Annotated in this window: 13 protein-coding genes; 8 read left to right on the forward strand and 5 right to left on the reverse strand. The window is 66.3% G+C overall.

What is annotated here, in order from left to right; translation table 11 throughout:
* Positions 1-195: 195 nt before the first annotated feature.
* Positions 196-1,554, reverse strand: a complete 1,359-nt coding sequence (locus tag AB7290_RS14135) for a hypothetical protein (RefSeq protein WP_085405866.1) — start codon at positions 1,552-1,554, stop codon at positions 196-198.
* 75 nt (positions 1,555-1,629) lie between these two features.
* On the opposite strand from AB7290_RS14135, the gene AB7290_RS14140 reads away from it, so the two are divergent.
* Entirely contained in the window at positions 1,630-2,826 is a 1,197-nt protein-coding gene (locus AB7290_RS14140; protein WP_085405867.1) for an MFS transporter, read from the forward strand.
* Here the strand turns inward: AB7290_RS14140 and dgcA are convergent.
* Entirely contained in the window at positions 2,796-3,791 is a 996-nt protein-coding gene (gene dgcA / locus AB7290_RS14145) for an N-acetyl-D-Glu racemase DgcA (RefSeq protein ID WP_085405868.1), read from the reverse strand. The two genes, AB7290_RS14140 and dgcA, sit on opposite strands and share 31 nt — an antisense overlap.
* A gap of 143 nt (positions 3,792-3,934) precedes the next feature.
* Between dgcA and AB7290_RS14150 the strand changes: the two genes are divergently transcribed.
* From AB7290_RS14150 to AB7290_RS14160, 3 genes are read left to right on the forward strand one after another with little or no spacing between them, the layout of a single operon-like run.
* Entirely contained in the window at positions 3,935-5,068 is a 1,134-nt protein-coding gene (locus AB7290_RS14150) for an MlaE family ABC transporter permease (RefSeq protein ID WP_063982228.1), read from the forward strand.
* A 2-nt stretch (positions 5,069-5,070) separates the two neighbouring features.
* Complete coding sequence (locus AB7290_RS14155) at positions 5,071-5,853, forward strand: ABC transporter ATP-binding protein (protein WP_063982229.1); 783 nt, start codon at positions 5,071-5,073, stop codon at positions 5,851-5,853.
* Between the two features lie 16 nt (positions 5,854-5,869).
* A complete protein-coding gene (locus AB7290_RS14160; protein WP_085405869.1) occupies positions 5,870-6,751 on the forward strand; it encodes an MlaD family protein in 882 nt (293 codons plus the stop codon).
* Between the two features lie 179 nt (positions 6,752-6,930).
* On the opposite strand, the gene AB7290_RS14165 is transcribed toward AB7290_RS14160, so the two are convergent.
* Positions 6,931-12,672, reverse strand: a complete 5,742-nt coding sequence (locus tag AB7290_RS14165) for a negative regulator of septation ring formation (RefSeq protein WP_085405870.1) — start codon at positions 12,670-12,672, stop codon at positions 6,931-6,933.
* A 395-nt stretch (positions 12,673-13,067) separates the two neighbouring features.
* Here AB7290_RS14165 and AB7290_RS14170 point away from each other — a divergent pair, with 395 nt between their 5' ends.
* Together AB7290_RS14170 and AB7290_RS14175 are read left to right on the forward strand one after the other, a co-directional pair.
* The gene (locus tag AB7290_RS14170; protein ID WP_441253477.1) at positions 13,068-13,442 is read left to right on the forward strand and encodes an Hpt domain-containing protein; all 375 of its coding nucleotides are present in this window, start codon (positions 13,068-13,070) and stop codon (positions 13,440-13,442) included.
* A gap of 165 nt (positions 13,443-13,607) precedes the next feature.
* Positions 13,608-13,928, forward strand: coding sequence for a 2Fe-2S iron-sulfur cluster-binding protein (locus AB7290_RS14175; RefSeq protein WP_014493954.1), 321 nt, complete (start codon positions 13,608-13,610; stop codon positions 13,926-13,928).
* Between the two features lie 15 nt (positions 13,929-13,943).
* On the opposite strand, the gene AB7290_RS14180 is transcribed toward AB7290_RS14175, so the two are convergent.
* Entirely contained in the window at positions 13,944-14,411 is a 468-nt protein-coding gene (locus AB7290_RS14180) for an acyl-CoA thioesterase (protein WP_085405871.1), read from the reverse strand.
* Between the two features lie 182 nt (positions 14,412-14,593).
* Here AB7290_RS14180 and AB7290_RS14185 point away from each other — a divergent pair, with 182 nt between their 5' ends.
* Entirely contained in the window at positions 14,594-15,622 is a 1,029-nt protein-coding gene (locus AB7290_RS14185) for an NAD(P)/FAD-dependent oxidoreductase (RefSeq protein ID WP_085405872.1), read from the forward strand.
* Between the two features lie 107 nt (positions 15,623-15,729).
* Complete coding sequence (locus tag AB7290_RS14190; RefSeq protein ID WP_063982234.1) at positions 15,730-16,341, forward strand: DUF2147 domain-containing protein; 612 nt, start codon at positions 15,730-15,732, stop codon at positions 16,339-16,341.
* Positions 16,342-16,456: 115 nt separating this feature from the next.
* Here AB7290_RS14190 and AB7290_RS14195 read toward each other — a convergent pair whose 3' ends face one another.
* Positions 16,457-17,557 carry a hypothetical protein gene (locus AB7290_RS14195; RefSeq protein ID WP_245344302.1) on the reverse strand — a complete coding sequence of 367 codons (1,101 nt, stop codon included), beginning with the start codon at positions 17,555-17,557 and terminating at the stop codon, positions 16,457-16,459.
* Positions 17,558-17,673: the final 116 nt, after the last annotated feature.

Genomic DNA, 17,673 nt, shown 5'->3' on the forward strand with positions numbered 1-17,673 from the left:
GCGCTCGCAATGACGACCGAGAGAGTGTGCCTGTACTCTCCTTTCGTGCCCGCAGCGCGGCGTCTCTTCGACGGTGCGCTGCTGAGCCGGGGCCCACGTTGCGGAGGAGTTCGTTGCCTGCTGGGTCCCGGACGCGCAGCAACGCTAAGGGCGTTGCTGCGCGTCCGGGACACGAGAGTGAGTACGCTGCGCCCCTTACGAGAAGAACGCGATCTTCTCGGCCTGGGTCATGCGGCGGATTGGCGCCATGGGGTCGTTGGCCGCCGCGCGGGGCTTTTGCAGGATGCCGCTGGCGAGGATGGTGGCCCCGAGCGAGGGCTCGGGCAAGGAGGCGGACAAGGGCGAGGGCATCGGAAGCGTCGCGGTCGGCGCCGCACCGAATGTCGCCGCGGCCGCCATGGCCGGGGCCGGCTGCTCCATCACTTCGGCGGCGGCCTCCGCAATGGCGTCGGTGAGACGCGCGAGCGAGTCCATCGCGATCGGTGCGTCTTCGGCGGGCTCTTCCGCGACTGCGGTGGCGGCCGGCTCGGCTGCGACCGGCTCCGGAAGCTCTGCTGCAATCGGGGCTGCGACCTCCGCGGCCATCGGCTCCGGAATGGCCGCTTCCAGCTCGACCGGTTCGGTGATCTCGTCGAACTCCGGATCGGGCGCGGCCATTTCCAGCGCGATGGCATCGAGTATGGCTTCGTCCTCGGCTTCCGCGGCGGCGTCGAGCGAGACCCCGTCAGTCACCTCAGTGAAGGCGGCGGCCTCTGCGACCTCCTCTTCGGGGCCGACGTGATGGCCGGCGACGAGCTCCGGCTCGGTGGCGACGTCGATCGCTTCCTCGCCAACGGCGCGTGCTTCGGCGGCGCTGGCCTCGACCGCTGCTTCGGGCGCGGGAGTCGCTGCGATGTCCTGCGGCGCCTCCGTAAAAGCCACGGGTGCTTCAGTGGCCATCGCGGCAGTCACAGCCTCTGCGACGGACGCTTCCTGCACCGGCGCAGGATGCACCGCCGCTTGCGGCGCTGTGTCGCCGTCACCATCGAGCTGCTCGACCCGATCCCTGAGCAGATCGAATGCGGCCTTGAGCTCGACGCGGGGGTCGACGGTCGATAGCTGCCCGCAAGCCGCCTCGATGGAGGCGAGCTGCGAATCAATGAGATCGCAGATTCGCCCGTCGGCGCCGATCTCGCGCCAGCGCCAGGAGATCTCCTTGATGATGCGCACGCCGCGCGGAATCGGCGCGAGGCTGGCCTCGATCGCCGCGGGATCGAAGGCGGCGATCGCGACGGTCTCGGATTCGCGGATGGCGCGGCGGATCTCGACCAGCGCCTCGGGCAGGCGATCCTCGACCACCGGTTGTCGCTGTGCCGCAAGGGTTTCTTCGATTTTCGCGACCGCGTCGAGCACCATGCGGGTATCCGCATTGCGGTTGCGCTTGGCATATTCGCCGAGGAACCAGCGGCCGCGCGCGGTCTCCATGAAGGCTTCGCGGATCGCGTCGTAATCCTGCTCGTTCGGCTCGGCCGCACGGGCAGACATAGGCGAGAGGGCGAATGCTTCGTTGGCCATGACAATCTCGTCGCGCAAATCACTACGCGTTACTGTAACGATCACCACGATATCGACCGAATCGCAATTGGTTTGATGGCAGGCGAATCACAAATCCCCACGCAAGCCGCCGTGAAGCGGCGATTCGCCGTGAGCCTGGCGCTGTTCTATTCGGCGGTCTTCGCGGTGTCGGGCACGCATCTGCCGTTCTTTCCGCTCTGGCTGAAGGCGATCGGCATCGACGCAAGCTGGATCGGCCTCATCAACGCGCTGCCGGCGATCACGCGCTTCACCACGCTGCCGCAGATCACCGCCCTTGCCGAAAGGCGACATGCCATTCGCGCCGGCATGATGGTGTCGGTGCTGGCAACCGCGATCGGGTTCACGGCGGTCGGCTTGCAGCAGCAGCCGCTGGCGCTGTTCCTGATCTATGCGCTGACCTGCATGATGTGGACGCCGACGACCCCGCTGACCGATGCCTATGCGTTGCGCGGCGTCGCCCGCTACGGGCTCGATTACGGACCGTTGCGGCTGTGGGGCTCGGCGGCCTTCGCCGCGGGCTCGCTCGCCTGCGGCTTTCTCGTCGACCACATCGCTGCGCGCGATCTGATCTGGATCATCGTCGCGTGGGCCGTCGTTGCGGTCGCCACCAGCCTGCTGCTGCAGCCGCTCGACGATGTCAGGCGAAGGACGACGGAGACGCATGCCGGCAAGGCCTTGCTGCGCGATGGCGGCTTCTGGGCCGTCATCGCGTCGGCCGCGCTGATCCAGGGCAGCCATGTCGCCTATTACACGTTCTCGGCCATCAACTGGCAGCTCCACGGCTTCGGCGGGCTGACGATCGCGGGCCTCTGGACGCTGGGCGTGATCGCCGAGATCGTCGTGTTCGCCCTGTCGCCGCGGTTCTCGCTGCATCCGTCCACGCTGATCGCAATCGGCGGCGCGAGCGCCGTGGTGCGCTGGATCGTCACCGCGCAGGAGCCGCCGCTCGCGCTGCTCGTGATCGTGCAACTCGGCCACGGCCTCACCTTCGGCATGACCATCGTCGGCACCATGAACCTGCTGGTGCAGCGCGTGCCATCGCATCAGATCGCGCGGGGGCAGGGCTATTATGCCGCGTGCAACGGGCTGCTGGGTGCAGCGACATCGATCGCATCAGGCGCGATCTACGCCCGCATCGGCGACAGCTTGTACTACGTCATGGCGGCGATGGCCGCGGCCGGCGCGCTCGTGATCTGGTCGGCGCGGCATCGACTCAAGGCTCATCCCCAGAGCGAGGTATCAGGCGGATAGACCAGGCTGTCGTCATAGCGCAGGCCGTGATCGCGGTCGCGCGCGAGCAGCAGCGGGCCGTCGAGATCTACGAAGCGCGCCTGCGGCGTCACCAGCATTGCGGGGGCCATCGACAGCGAGGTCGCGACCATGCAGCCGATCATGATCTCGAAGCCGAGCGCCTGCGCCGCATCAGCCATCGCGAGCGCCTCGGTGAGCCCGCCGGTCTTGTCGAGCTTGATGTTCACGGCGTCGTAGCGCTCGCGGAGCGGCGCCAGCGATTTGCGGTCATGCACGCTCTCGTCGGCGCAGACCGCGAGCGGCCGCTTGATCCGCGCCAGCGCGCCATCCCTCCCGGCCGGCAGCGGCTGCTCGACCAGGGTGACGCCGACGGCGTCGCAGGCGGCGAGATTCTGCTCCAGATTGGCCTCGGTCCAGGCCTCGTTGGCATCCACGATCAGCTCGGATTCGGGGGCGGCCTTGCGAACCGCCGCGATCCGCTCCGGATCGCCGTCGCCGCCGAGCTTGATCTTGAGCAGGGGCCGGTGCGCCGCCTTGGCGGTCGCCGCCGCCATCGCCTCGGGGGTCCCTAACGAGATCGTGAAGGCGGTGGTGCGCTCGCCCGGCACCGGGCGGTCCAGCAGGTTCCAGGCCCGCAGGCCGGTCGCCTTGGCCTCGAGGTCGATCAGGGCGCAATCCAGCGCGTTGCGGGCCGCTCCGGGCGGCATGGCGGCTTGCAGGGCCTCCCGCGAGAGGCCGCCCGCGACGGCCGCCTGCATGGCCTCGATGGCGGCAAGGGTTGCCTCGGGGGTCTCGCCATAGCGGGGATAGGGGACGCATTCGCCGCGGCCGGTGAGGCCGTTCCGGCTGACTCCGGCCACGACGGTCACGGCCTCGGTCTTGGCGCCCCGGCTGATGGTGAAACTGCCGGCGATGGGAAATCGCTCGATTCGCGCCGCGAGGGCCGGAACTTTGCTGGAAGTCATTTTGAACTCTGGCGAAATCTGAACCTGCTAGTTACCTCTAGCAACTAACATTAACCAGTTGGGGATACCTTCTCCGGGTAAGGGCGTGTGCGCAACCATCTGATTCTACCCGTTTCTCGCGCCCCGGCACGGGAGCGGACACATTGAGCGGCGATCCGAAGCTGGAACGGATTGCCAAGGGCAACGCGCTGGCACTCTGCGCCACCGGAACCTGGACCGCGAGCTTCGCGCCGGTCCTGGAGCGGATGGTGGCTGACGCCGAAAAGCTCGCCGGCGGCTCGCAAAGCATCTTCATCGACGTCTCCGAGGTCGCCAAGCTCGACACCTTCGGCGCCTGGCTGATCGAACGGCTGCGCCGCAGCCTGACCCAGGGCGCCGTCGAGGCGCAGATCGCGGGGCTTTCCGCCAATTATTCGAGCCTCGTGGACGAGGTGCGGCGGGTCGGGGCGACGCCGGTCGTCGACAGCAGCGCGGTCACCATCACCGGCATGCTGGAGCAGATCGGCCGGGCCGTGGCCGGGGTCGCCGGCACGGTTGCGGGCCTCGTCGACATGCTCGGCGCGGTGCTCGCGGCGGGTTTTCGCGTCCTGATCCATCCGCGCTCGTTCCGCCTGACCTCGACCGTGCACCACATGGAGCAGGTCTGCTGGCGCGCGGTGCCGATCATCGTGCTGATCACGTTCCTGATTGGCTGCATCATCGCCCAGCAGGGCATTTTTCATTTCCGCAGGTTCGGCGCCGATATCTTCGTCGTCGACATGCTCGGCGTGCTGGTGCTGCGCGAGATCGGCGTCCTCCTGGTCGCGATCATGGTCGCGGGTCGCTCGGGCAGCGCCTACACGGCCGAGCTCGGCTCGATGAAGATGCGCGAGGAGATCGACGCGCTGCGCACGATGGGTTTCGACCCGATCGAGGTCCTGGTGCTGCCGCGCATGCTGGCGCTGGTGCTGGCGCTGCCGATCCTCGCCTTCCTCGGCGCCATGGCCGCGCTTTATGGCGGCGGCCTCGTCGCCTGGCTCTATGGCGGCGTCGATCCCGAAGCCTTCCTGCTGCGTCTGCGCGACGCCATCTCGATCGACCATTTCATCGTCGGCATCGTCAAAGCACCGGTGATGGCCGCCGTGATCGGCATCGTCGCCTGCGTCGAGGGGCTCGCCGTGCAGGGCAGCGCGGAATCGCTCGGACAGCACACCACGGCCTCCGTGGTGAAGGGCATCTTCTTCGTCATCGTCATGGACGGCGTGTTCGCCATCTTCTTCGCCTCGATCGGGATGTGACGATGGCGCAAGAAACTCAAAACGCGATTCAAGATCCGATCATCCGCGTTCGCGACATCACCGTGCAGTTCGGCGCGACGCGCGTGCTCGACGGCCTCAACCTCGACGTCAAGCGCGGCGAAATCCTCGGCTTCGTCGGTCCATCCGGTGCCGGCAAGTCGGTGCTGACGCGCACCATCATCGGCCTCGTGCCGAAGGTCGCGGGCTCCATCGAGGTGTTCGGCGTCGACCTCGATTCCTCCAGCACCTCGCAGCGCCGCAGCGTCGAGCGCCGCTGGGGCGTGCTGTTTCAGCAGGGCGCGCTGTTCTCCTCGTTGACCGTGCGGCAGAACATCCAGTTTCCGATGCGCGAGTATCTCCGGGTCTCGCAGCGGTTGATGGACGAGATCACCCTGGCCAAGCTCACCATGGTCGGGCTCAAGCCGGAAGTCGCGGATCGCTTTCCCTCGGAACTGTCGGGCGGCATGATCAAGCGCGTGGCGCTGGCGCGCGCGCTGTCGCTCGATCCCGATCTCGTGTTCCTCGACGAGCCGACCTCGGGCCTCGATCCGATCGGCGCCGGCGATTTCGACGAGCTGGTCAGGACGCTCCAGCGTACTTTGGGCCTGACCGTTTTCATGGTAACGCACGACCTCGACAGCCTTTACACAGCCTGCGACCGCATCGCCGTTTTAGGGAACGGTAAGATCATTGCGGCAGGGTCGATCGCCGACATGCAGGCCTCGCAGCATCCCTGGCTGAGACAATATTTCCACGGCAAGCGCGCCCGTGCGGTGATGGGCTGAGGTGCCGGAGTAGCTGATGGAAACGCGGGCCAATTACGTACTGATCGGATCATTCACGCTCGCGGTGATCGCCGCGGCGATCGGCTTCGTGCTGTGGTTCCAGTCGCTGCACACCACCAAGCAGCGCAGCCCCCTGCGCGTCGTGTTCGAGGGCCCGGCGGCGGGCCTGCGCAACGGCGGCAGTGTCAACTTCAACGGTATCCGGGTAGGTGAGGTGGTCTCCGTGAAGCTCGACAACCCGCGGCGGGTTGTCGCACTCGCCATGGTCGAGAACAACACCCCGCTCCGCAAGGACACCCTGGTCGGCCTCGAATTCCAGGGCCTGACCGGCGTCGCCGCGATCTCGCTCAAGGGCGGCGAGGAGGCCGCGCCTCCGCCGCCGCTCGACGAGGACGGCATCCCGTCGCTGACGGCCGATCCCAACAAGCTCCAGGACGTCACCGAGGCGATCCGCGGCACGCTCCAGAACATCAACAAGATCGTCGCGGACAATCAGGAGTCGGTGAAGAACTCGCTGAAGAACCTCGAGACCTTCACCAACTCGCTCGCGCGCAACTCGGAGAAGATCGACGGCGTGATGGCCAAGGTCGACGGCGTCATGCACAAGGCCGACAGCCTCATGCTTGGCCTCAACACGCTCGCCGGCGGCAAGGACGGCGGCGAGCTGTTCCAGGCGGTGAAGTCGATCCGCGAGCTGGCCGAGGATTTCGACAAGCGCTCCGGTGCATTGATGACCGACGGCCGGCGCACGCTCGGCGACATCAGCCGCGCCGTGAACAATTTCGACCGCAACCCGACCCGCGTGCTGTTCGGCGCCAGCAACAGCGCCCCGGCCGCCGCTCCGCCGCCCGCCGAGCCGCCGAGGCAGGCGCCCGCCGCGAGCGGCAGGCGGCAGTAGGCGTTTAGTACACGGACCTCACCTCGTCATTGCGAGCGTAGCGAAGCAATCCAGATTGTCTCCGCGGAAGCAGTCTGGATTGCTTCGTCGCAAGGACTCCTCGCAATGACGGGCTCAAACGAAAACGGAGGCCGTGAGGCCTCCGTTCTCATTCGCTATTCGTTGTCGCTATGGGCTGATCACCCGAGCCGGCCCGCTGCATGCGCGAGCAGCGTGTAGACCAGGCCCGTCTCCGAGGTCAGGTGGCTGCGCAGCTCCTGCGGACCACGGCCGTCGCGGGCGACTTCGTCGAGCAGACGCTCGAACTCGGCGACGTAGCGGTCGACCGTGCCCTTGAAGTTGCGGTCGGCGCGGTACTTGCGGGCGACCTCGTCAAAGGCCTTCTGGCCGGCGGGCGTGTAGAGGCGCTTGGTGAAGGCCTTGTTCTCGCCGCGCTGGTAGCGGTCCCACATCTCGGCGGCGAGGTTGCGGTCCATCAGGCGGCCGATGTCGAGCGACAGCGACTCCAGCGGATTGCTGCCACCCTGCGGAGCCTGCGGCTGCGGCGCGGGTGTCGCGCGGCCACGCGGGGCCTCACGTCCGGTCGGAGCACCCTGGTTGGCGTCCGTGCGGTTCAGGAGGTCCGACAGCCAGCCGTCGCGGCCCTGGTCGTTGCCTGCGGGCGCGACCGGCGGCGCTTCGGTGCGGCGCGAGGAGGCGGGCATGCCGAGGTCCGGCGGCGGCAGCGTCGAGGCGCTGCCGGTGTCGCGGCCGCGGGTCTCGGTGTTGCGCGTGCCGACGGCTGCCAGCAACGGCTCTTCCTGGCGCTGCGCGCCGGCGCGGCCCGTCGTGGAGACGTCGAGGCCACGGCCATGCTGGGCCACGATGCGGTTGAGCTCGGCGAGGGCCTCGATCTGGTCGACGATCACCTTGCGCATCTGCGCAGTGCTCTCGGCGGCCTCCTGCGGCATCTCGAGCACGCCGCGGCGCAGCTCGTTGCGGGTGGCTTCGAGCTCGTTGTGCATCTCGAACGCCATCTGCTTCATGCTGGAGACGAGGTTGGTGAACTTCTCGGTCGACTGCTTGAACATCGTATCCGCCTCGTCCGTGGTCTGGCGGTAGATGTCGTGCATGGCCTCGATGGTCTGGCGGTGCTCCTCCTCGGACGCCACGCGCACCGCCTCGAACTGGCGGGTGATCGCGGCGGAACCTGCGCCGGCGGTCTCCGCGACAACGCGGGCGATGTCGCGGGCACGCTCTTCGGCGGCGGCCAGCGATTCATCGAGCAGGCCGGTGAAGCGCGACAGACGCTGGTCGAGATCGGCCGTGCGCAGGTCGATGGTCGTGACGAGCGATTCCAGCGCCTGCTTGCGTTCGGCGAGGGAAGCGGTGGTGTTCTTGTTGCTCACCTCGACGACCTGCGCGGCCTCGACCAGTGCCTTGCCGTGCGCGTCGAACTGGGTCGATAGCTCGCCGAGGTCCTGCAGCGCCCGCGTGGTCTTCGTGTTGAAGACGTTGAGCTGGTCTTCCAGGTTCTGCGTCGCAGCGCCGTTGCGCGAGGTGACGTCGTTCATCGCCGAGACGAAGTCGGCGACGCGCGTCACCAGCGCCCGCTCGAGCGAGTTGAGGTTGTCGTGCGCACCGGTCAGCACCTCCTGGAGCAGGATGTTGCCTTCGCGCAGACGCTCGAACAGGGCCACCGTATCGGTACGCAGGATCTTGCTGGTCTCCTGCATCTCGGTGACGGCCGCGATCGAGACCTGGCGCGACTGGTCGATCGCCGAGCGGGAGGCCTGCTCGAGGTCCTTGAGCGACTTGCCGACCGCGCCGGTGGCCATCTCGCTCGCCGCGTTGATGGTGCGGGCGACTTCGGAGCCGTTGCCCATCATCGTCTGCGAGAACGCATGGCCGCGCGTCTCGATCGACTTCAGCGCATCCGAGGTGACGCGGTCGATGTCGAGCGTGAGCTGGCTGGTCTTCGAGCCGATCGCGTCGACCAGCGCGCCGCGCTTGGCGTCGATCATGTTCGACAGACGGTCGGCCTGCTGCTGCACGTAGGTGACGATCTCGTCGGTCTTGCCGGTCATGGCCTGGCCGAAGCTGCTGCTGGCGGCGAGCACCGAACGCTCGACGTCGGCCGAACTCGACTTGACACGCGAGCTTGCCTCGTTGGAGGCGTTGATCAGCGCGTTCTGGGCGTTGAGCGCGCTGGTCTGGATGTCGTTGGTGGCGTTGGTCGTGGCCGTGCTCAATACGCGCTCGATCTCGGTCGAGATCGTGCGGATCTGGCTTGCGGCATCCGCCGACGTCGAAGTCAGCGAGGTCTGCGCCTCACGCGCGCTGTTGAGGATGGTCGAGGCGGTGTCGGCGCCGATCGAGGTCAGCGTGCGCTCGATGTCCGTGGTCAGCGACTTGATCTGGCTTGCCGCATCCGTCGAGGCGGTGATCAGCGTGCCCTGGGCCTCGCGCACGCCGCTGGTGAGCGCCTCGATGGTGGCGCCGCCGGCGGTCGCCAGCGCGCGCTGCATCTCGGCCGCCAGCGAACGGACCTGGCTGGTCTGTTCGGCCGAGACGGAGAGCAGGGTGCTCTGGGCGTCGCGGGCGCTGGTCGTGATCGTCTCGGCGGTCGACTGGCCGACCTGCGAGAGCGACCGATGCACTTCGACCGCGAGCGACTTGACCTGGGTCGCCGCATCCGAGGACGCGTTGACGAGCGTGGTCTGGGCTTCGCGGGCGCCGGTCATGATGGTCTCGGCCGTCGAGGTGCCGGCCATCGAGAGCGAGCGCTGCACGTCCGAGGACAGCGCCTTGATCTGGTTGGCGGTCTCGGTCGAGGCCGCAATCAGCGCGCTCTGCGCATCGCGGGCGCCGGCGGTGATCGATTCCGCCGTGGTGGCGCCGGCCAGCGACAGCGAACGCTGCACGTCGGCGGTGAGGGTCTTGACGTGGTTGGCCGCGTCCGAAGACGCCGTGACGAGCGTGGTCTGTACCTCGCGGGCGCCGGCCAGGATCGAGGCTGCGGTGGCAGAACCGGCCGCCGACAGCGTGCGTTCGACGTCGACCGCGAGCCCCTTGATCTGGTTGGAGGCATCGCCGGAGGCAGCGACCAGGGTCGACTGAGCCTCGCGGGCGCTGCTCAGGATCGAGTTCGCAGCACCGGTGCCGACCGCGGTCAGCGCGCGCTCGACCTCAGTGGAGGTCATCTTGAGCTGGGCGTTGACATCGGAGGAGGTCATTTTGAGCTGGGCGTTGACGTCGGAGGAGACCGTCATCAGCGACTGCTGGGCGGTACGCGCACCGGTCTGGATCGTTTCGCTGGTGTTGACGACGAGGTTGGTGAGCGAGCGCTCGGCATCCTCGACATGCGAGCGGATCGCGGTCGAGATCATCTCGGCGCGGGACATCATGTCCTCGCTGGCCTGACGGCCGCTGCTCTCGATGCGGCCGGCGACGGCTTCGACACGGGAGCCGAGCAGGTCCTCGAACTGCGCCACGCGCACGTCGATGTCGTTGGCGACCGAGCCGACCTTGGTCTCGATGGCCTGGTGGATGTCCTGGAAGCGCGCCGTGACCGTGTCGGTCAGGTGCGTGCTGCGGCCGTCGATCATCTCGGCGACGCCGGTGATGCGGCGGTCGACCGCCTCGATCGCCTGCGCGGTGCCGTCGGTGAGCGTCGAGGTCAGGAGGGTGAGGCGCGTGTCGATCGACTGCACGGCTTGCGAGGCGCCGTTCGTCACCGCAGTCGTCAGGTAGGTGAGGCGCGTGTCGATGGATTCGAGCGCCTGCGAGGCGCCGCCCGAGAGCGTCGTCGTGAGGTGCGTCAGCCGCGTATCGATCGACTGGATGGTCTGCGATGCGCCATCGGTGAGCGAGGTCGCGAGATAGTTGAGGCGCGTATCGATCGTCTCGATGGCCTGCGATGCGCCGTCAGTGAGCGACGTCGTGAGGTGGGTGAGGCGGGAGTCGATCGACTGGATCGCCTGCGCGGCACCGTCGGTCAGCGACGAGGCGAGGGTGTTGAGGCGTCCGTCGATGGTTTCGGTCACCGACTTGGCGCGGGTGTCGAACGACTGCTCGAGCGCGGCGACGCGGCCGACGAGCTGGTCGTCGAAAGTCTTGATGTGGCCTTCGATCGTGCCGTCGAGGCTGACGATCTTGTCGTTCAGCGAGGCGTCGAGGTTGGTGACACGTTCGCCGACCGTGGTCTCGAACTGCACCAGGCGCTGGTCGAGCACGGCCGTGATCGCCCCGCCGTTCGAGGTGAAGCGGGTATCGAAATTGTCGACATAGGTCTTCAGGCTCTCGGCGATGTCCTGGGTGCGCTGGCCCATGCGATCGACGATATCACCGCCGAACGTCTTCACGGTGCGGTCGAACTCGGAGATGTGGCGGGTGATCAGCGCGCCGAGCGTGCCGGAGTCGCGGGCGAACCTCTCGACCAGCTCGGTGCCCTGGTTCTTCACCAGCTCGTCGAACGCGCTCATCTGCAGCGACAGCGAGTCGTGCGCGGTCTCGGTCTGGCTGACGACCTTGGCGACGAGGGTGTTGACGGTGGCGTCGAGCGCCTCGCTCGCCTTGTCGCCGGAGGTCATGATGTGGCCGGCGAGCCGGTTGCCGGCATCGTCGATCTTGGCGGAGAGGTCGTTGGAGCGCAGCTCGAGCTCGAGCAGCAGCGAGTCCGACGAATTCTTCAGGCTGTCGTGCACCTGCTCGGTGCGCTCGGAGATGCCGTCGACGATGGCGGCGGAGCGCTGCTCGAACTCGCCGGTGATGCGGTCGATACGCTCGTTCAGCATCTCGTGGACGCGGTCGGCGAGGTCGACGAACTCGTCGTGGACGTGGCCGGTCTTGAAGTTGAGGCTGGTGGTCAGCCGCTCGCTGGCGTCGAGCACGGCGCGCGTGGTCTCGTTGCTGGCCTCCTCGAGGCGGTCGAGCAGGTCGCCGCCGCGCTCGCCGAGCGCGAGGATCATGTTGTCGCCGGCGTTGCTCAGTGCGCCGGTGATGTGGGCGCCGCGCTCTTCCAGCGCGCCGGTGATGCTCTTGGCGACCTCGTCGACGCGCGAGGCGATCGCGTCCGAGATCAGCGCGATGTCGTGGCGCAGATCGATCTGCACGCCGGAGATGGCGCTGCGGACCTGCTCGGCCTGGCCGACCAGATTGTCGCGCTGGTGCGCGATGTCCTGGAGCAGGGAGCGGATGCGCACTTCGTTGTCGGAATAGGCGCGTTCGAGCGCCGCAACCTCGTTGGCGACCAGCGTCTCGAGTTCGCCGGCGCGCGCGATGGCGCGTTCGATGCCGTCGCCCATCGCCGCGACCTCGCGGCGGATGGCCTGGCCGACGGTGACCATGGAATCGGACGCCGAGCCCTCGGGCTCGGAGAAGCGGATCGCGACCTGCGCCATCGCCTGCGCGATCATGCGCATTTCCTGGCCGCGCCAGACCAGGCTCGCCAGGAAGTAGAACAGCATGATCGGCGCGAAGAACATCGCGATCAGGCCGGCGATGACGAGCACGCCGCCGCTCTGGCCCATGGCGGCCTGGATCGAGGGCAGGAAGCCGACGGTGAGCGCGGCGCAGGCTGCGAGCCAGACGCCGGCGAAGATGGTGGCGAAGGTGTAGACGCTGCGGGCAGGGCGGCCCTTCTGAAGCGCCTGGAGCAACTGACCGATGGTCTCGCGGTCATCGTTGGCGGCGCGGCGCGAGGTGCGCGGCTCCTCGATCGTATCGAACACGGTGGTGCGCTCGTTGGCGGCAGGACGCGGCTCGAAGGTCGGCTCGTCGAAGATCGGGGGAGCCGGCGGCCCCACCGGAGCCGACGTTTCGTTGCGCATCGAGGCGTTGCGGCTGGTGTCCGCGGCCGTGTCGCTGATGTTCAGGGCTTCCTGGATCGCAGAAAGCGCAACTTCTGTGGGGTCTTTGACCTTTTTCGGAGTGTTCGCCATGTTCAGTCCGAGCCCTCGTTACTTGTACGCGTCCTCCCGCGAGCCCAGCGCGCTACGCAAGCCCACAGACCGGATCATGCCGCTTACGCGGATTCCCAGCCGTCCCCACCCGGACGGCTTGTCCGCCAATTTCTCCCAACATCCTATTGGCAGAGCGTCGCGAATGAAATGCCCGGGATTAAGACAATCTTAATCATCGTTAACAGGATAGCGCCGTAACGCCTTAGCAATAAATGGAATTCTCCACCGGACTCGCCGGATTGCGGCAACTTTTCGTCAATAAACGGGCGGATTTGCGTAAAACGGCCCAAACGCTTCGTTAACCATTTCCATGCTTCGGTGGGGGAACTTGACCGCCGGATCGGCGGACATCGCGCGATGCCGGGGTCTGCGCCATGACGCCTGAACTGCAACGGATGGACTGGATGCCTTCGCCCCCGCTTGCACCCATCGACAGCCCGCTCGACCTCGATCACCTCTCGCGCATGACGCTCGGGGACACTGAGCTGGAACAGGAAGTGCTCGCGATGTTCGCCGAGCAGGCGGTTCGCCTGGTTGCGGCGATGGCAGCACTGCCGGCCGAGGCCGGCACACTCGCCCACAAGCTCGAGGGCTCCGCGCGCGGAATCGGCGCCTTTGCGGTGGCCGATGCCGCGGCCAGCCTGGAGACCGCGGTCCGGACCGGCCATGGCCAGCCCCACGCCTTCGCCGCGTTGAAAGAGGGGGTGACCGAGGCTCGCGCCGCCGTCGAGGCGATCCTGAAGCCCTAGGGCGACAGGGCGAGAAACCGCGCTCTAGTCTTTTGTTTTGACGCGTTTTCTTCCCGCGAAGCGGGATTCACGTCGCTTCAAAACCCTATGGCGCCGGGCGGATCGACCCGTTATAGGACAGCCCGGACCTCCTTCATTCGCAACATCGCGGCAGCACGAGCACACATGGCCAAGATTAACTTTGTCGACCACAAGGGCGAAACCCGTACGGTGGAAGTCGAGAACGGCGCGACCGTGATGGAAGCCGCCATCCGCAACAGCATTCCCGGCATCGAGGCCGAATGCGGCGGCGCCTGTGCCTGCGCAACCTGCCATGTCTATGTCGACGAAGCCTGGCGCGAGAAGGTCGGCAGCCCGACGCCCATGGAAGAAGATATGCTCGATTTCGGTTTCGACGTGCGCCCGAACTCGCGGCTGTCCTGCCAGATCAAGGTCTCCGACGAGCTCGACGGGCTTGTCGTGGCGACGCCGGAACGACAGGCCTGATCGTCTCTCGATCTACTAGATGCTCGGCGGCGCGACCACGATACCGCGCTTGTGCCAGGGTCTGAGCTTCTCGATGATCTCAGCGGTGAGCGGTGCGGGCCGCCGCGTCGCCTCGTCGAGCATGACGCCGACCGACATCGCCGAAGCGATGCAATTTCCTTCCGAAAACACGACCTGTTCGAAGGTCACCGACGTCCGTCCCAGTTTGACCACGCCGAGGCCGAGCTCGATCGTGTTCGGCCAGTGCAGCTCGGCGCGGAAATGGATGTCGAGGCGCACCATGATCCAGGCGAGGCCCGGCGGCGTCAGCCTGTATTCCGGGCTCTTCATCAGCGTGACCCGGCCGGTCTCGAAATAAGTGGCGTAGACCGCGTTGTTGACGTGCTGGTTCGGATCGAGATCGCCGAAGCGGACATTGTCGCCGAGACGATAGGGATAGTCCTCCAGGCGCGGCGTCGTATCGAGGCGGCTTGGTGCGTTCACCGATTGATCTCCGTCATATCGCTTCCCGTTACAGCCCAGTTATCCTGACCCGGCAAGTGGGCGCGGCTGCGGGGTGCTCCCGCTTTTATGCCTTCCCTGATCCATCCCCGTTGGCTAGACAGGCAGGGTCACTTCTGCCCCCCGGGCGGCGTCCAACCGATAACGATCGATAAAGAGACGACATGAGCGACGTGATAAAAACCGATGTGCTGATTATTGGCGCCGGCCCCTGTGGTCTGTTCGCCGCCTTCGAGCTTGGCCTTCTCGACATGAAGGCGCATTTCATCGACATCCTCGACAAGGTCGGCGGCCAGTGCGCCGAGCTCTATCCGGAAAAGCCGATCTACGACATTCCCGGCATTCCGCACGTTTCGGGGCAGGGCCTCACCGACGCGCTGATGGAGCAGATCAAGCCGTTCCATCCGACCTTCCATCTCGGCGAGATGGTGGAGACGGTGGAGAAGATCGGCGATCCCTTGTTTCGCTGCACCACCGACGCGGGCAAGGTGTTCGAATGCAAGGTGGTGGTGATCGCGGCCGGCGGCGGCTCGTTCCAGCCCAAGCGCCCGCCGGTGCCGGGCATCGAGGCCTATGAGGGCACCTCGGTGCACTACGCCGTGCGCAAGATGGAGACGTTCCGCGACAAGAGCGTTCTGATCGTCGGCGGCGGCGATTCCGCGCTCGACTGGACGCTCAATCTGCATCCGCTCGCCAAGCGCGTCACGCTGCTGCACCGGCGCGACGATTTTCGCGCCGCGCCCCACAGCGTCGAGCAGATGCGCGCGCTGGTGGCCGACGGAAAGATGGATCTGCGGCTCGGGCAGGTCACCGCGCTGTCCGGCACCGAGGGCAAGCTGACCGGCGCCACCGTCAAGGGCAACGACAACAGCGTGAGCGAAATTTCCTGCGACACCATGCTGCCGTTCTTCGGGCTGACCATGAAGCTCGGTCCGGTCGCGAACTGGGGCATCGCGCTGGAGAACAATCTGGTGCCGGTCGAGACGTCCGCGTTCGAGACCAACGTATCCGGCATCTTCGCCATCGGCGACATTAACACCTATCCGGGCAAGCTCAAGCTGATCCTGTGCGGCTTCCACGAGGGCGCACTGATGGCGCAAAAAGCCCATCGCTACGTCTATCCGGAGAAGCGGCTCGTGTTCCAGTACACGACCTCGTCCTCCAGTCTGCAAAAGAAGCTCGGTGTCAACTGACGGCACCGGGTTCGGCAGGCAATGCCCCATGTTTCTGGTGCTGGAACCGTTCGCGAAATCGCCGTAGTCTGCGGCCATTGCAGTGGCGGCTTAGCAAGGTGATCATAATGCGGACTCTCTTTTCCAGCTTTCGACTGCTCTCGCCCCTCGCGCTCGCTGTTGCGCTGACGCTTGGCGCGGTTGGGCCGGTAGCCGCACAGGCGCAGCAGCCAACCGCCGCGGGTCTTTGGCAGAAGACCGAGGACGGCAAGACGGTGGGATGGTTTCTCTTCGTCGACCACAACGGCATCTTCGAAGGCGTGATCGCAAAAACCTTTCCGCGCCCCGGCGACGACCCGAATGAGGTCTGTGCGAAATGCACGGATGATCGCAAAAACGCGCCGGTGCTCGGGCTCTCCTTCATCCGCGACATGAAGCGCGACGGCTTGAAGTATGACGGCGGCAACGTGGTCAATCCGCGCGACGGCAACATCTGGAAGGCCAAGATGTCGGTCAGCCCGGACGGGCAGACGCTGACCATGCGCGGCTTCCTCGGCATTTCCCTGTTCGGCAAGGACGAGACCTGGACGCGTCTTCCCGACGCCTACATCGCCCAGGTCGATCCTGCCATCGTCGCCAAATATCTTCCGGCACAGGCGACCGCCGCGACGACGAAGCCGGCGCCCGCGCCCGCGGCGAAGAAGGGCGGCGCGATGATGGCGCCGGCGCCGAAGCAGTAGGGCCCCTCCGTATCCTCGCACTGTCTCTGGAATACTGGATCGCCCGATCAAGTCGGGCGATGACAGTTGAGTGTGTGGCTCGGGCCTGCCTCAGCAGCGACGGTCTTGACGACCGTCAATACGTCCGCGCCTTCTTGCAAGGCGCGTAGAACGTGCCGTTGCCGGCGACGACCCGCTCGAGGCATTGCCGGGGATCGGTGATCTCGCCGTCGACCTGGAAATAATAGGCCTGCGGTCCCAGGCTCAGGACGTAATGTCCCGGCGCAAGCTCGAGCCCTGAATCGGCGGTGTGAAGCTCGTACATCTCGGGCTTCCCCGGGATCGGCGACACCCGGAACGGATAGGAGAAGTTTCGGATCACCCCGACATCTTCTCCGCCGCCTAGATTTTTGCCTGCAGCGTCGGTAGAAAACTCCCTGGCGATCTTCGCGACGACCCGAACCTCGACGCGCTCGGGGATCACGTTCGCGGCGTCCCGCCGAAACACGATGAATTTGACGCGGCCGTTCGGCAGATGCGGGCGATCGGGCTTCTTGAACTCCGGTGAAATCGCGATGCGCATGTCCGGCGCCATCACGCCGGTCGCATTCAATTCCGCCAGCGATTTGTCGTCGATCAATGCGTAGATGCCGTAGTCGGTTGGCAATACGCGCGTCGAGGGAGGCGGGGCGGGGGCGACCATCTCCGGTTTGGCGACCGTGATCGTCGCCTCCGGCTTGGGCGATACCTGCGCGATCTCCTGGGCCTGGGACGAAATCTGGCGGCGCAGCGCGGCGATGTTGTCTCGCTGCGAGACGATCAGGATGACGGCGCCAACGGCAAGCAGGATGGCCGCCGTACGCTTGATCACCGGTAGAAGCGGGCCCGAGATCGCAGGCAGCTTGCTGCGGGATATCTCGATCCTCGATCGCAAAACGGTCGCGTCGCCGGACACCAGGAGACCGCCTGTCTCGGTCGCCTTTGACGACGTGAGCTGTTGTGACGGCAAGCGCTCCAGCGGCGCCTGGTCGCGCGAGAATTTTTCGACCTCCTCGATTGCGACCTCGAGCGCCCGCTTCATCTGGTCGATGTTCCTGGCGTCGGCGTAGGTGAACTGCTCCTGGAGCTTGTAGCGGGCAAGGTCGTAGACCATCTGCCGCCTGGCGTCCGCGTCGTCCTTCACCGTCTCGAGCATGCGCGAAATCACGAGCGCAAACTGCACTTCGCTTGCGGGCAAGTCGGTCGAATCCTGCTGGCCAGGAAGCAACTCTCTCGAACTCATAGCGCTGACGGTCCAATGCCAGTCACGCCAACACCTGATTTCTCTAATTGAAACAGTTGATTAAAAGATGC

It is taken from the genome of Bradyrhizobium sp. 613_E4_N2_2 (assembly GCF_052075995.1).
Classification (GTDB): Bacteria; Pseudomonadota; Alphaproteobacteria; order Rhizobiales; family Xanthobacteraceae; genus Bradyrhizobium; species Bradyrhizobium barranii.

Excerpts from the sequence above, each read along its gene's own strand:
- AB7290_RS14135 (WP_085405866.1), bottom strand. The coding sequence starts at position 1,554 with ATGGCCAACGAAGCATTCGCCCTCTCGCCTATGTCTGCCCGTGCGGCC.
- AB7290_RS14140 (WP_085405867.1), top strand. The coding sequence starts at position 1,630 with ATGGCAGGCGAATCACAAATCCCCACGCAAGCCGCCGTGAAGCGGCGA.
- dgcA (WP_085405868.1), bottom strand. The coding sequence starts at position 3,791 with ATGACTTCCAGCAAAGTTCCGGCCCTCGCGGCGCGAATCGAGCGATTT.
- AB7290_RS14155 (WP_063982229.1), top strand. The coding sequence starts at position 5,071 with ATGGCGCAAGAAACTCAAAACGCGATTCAAGATCCGATCATCCGCGTT.
- AB7290_RS14160 (WP_085405869.1), top strand. The coding sequence starts at position 5,870 with ATGGAAACGCGGGCCAATTACGTACTGATCGGATCATTCACGCTCGCG.
- AB7290_RS14165 (WP_085405870.1), bottom strand. The coding sequence starts at position 12,672 with ATGGCGAACACTCCGAAAAAGGTCAAAGACCCCACAGAAGTTGCGCTT.
- AB7290_RS14170 (WP_441253477.1), top strand. The coding sequence starts at position 13,068 with ATGACGCCTGAACTGCAACGGATGGACTGGATGCCTTCGCCCCCGCTT.
- AB7290_RS14175 (WP_014493954.1), top strand. The coding sequence starts at position 13,608 with ATGGCCAAGATTAACTTTGTCGACCACAAGGGCGAAACCCGTACGGTG.
- AB7290_RS14185 (WP_085405872.1), top strand. The coding sequence starts at position 14,594 with ATGAGCGACGTGATAAAAACCGATGTGCTGATTATTGGCGCCGGCCCC.
- AB7290_RS14190 (WP_063982234.1), top strand. The coding sequence starts at position 15,730 with ATGCGGACTCTCTTTTCCAGCTTTCGACTGCTCTCGCCCCTCGCGCTC.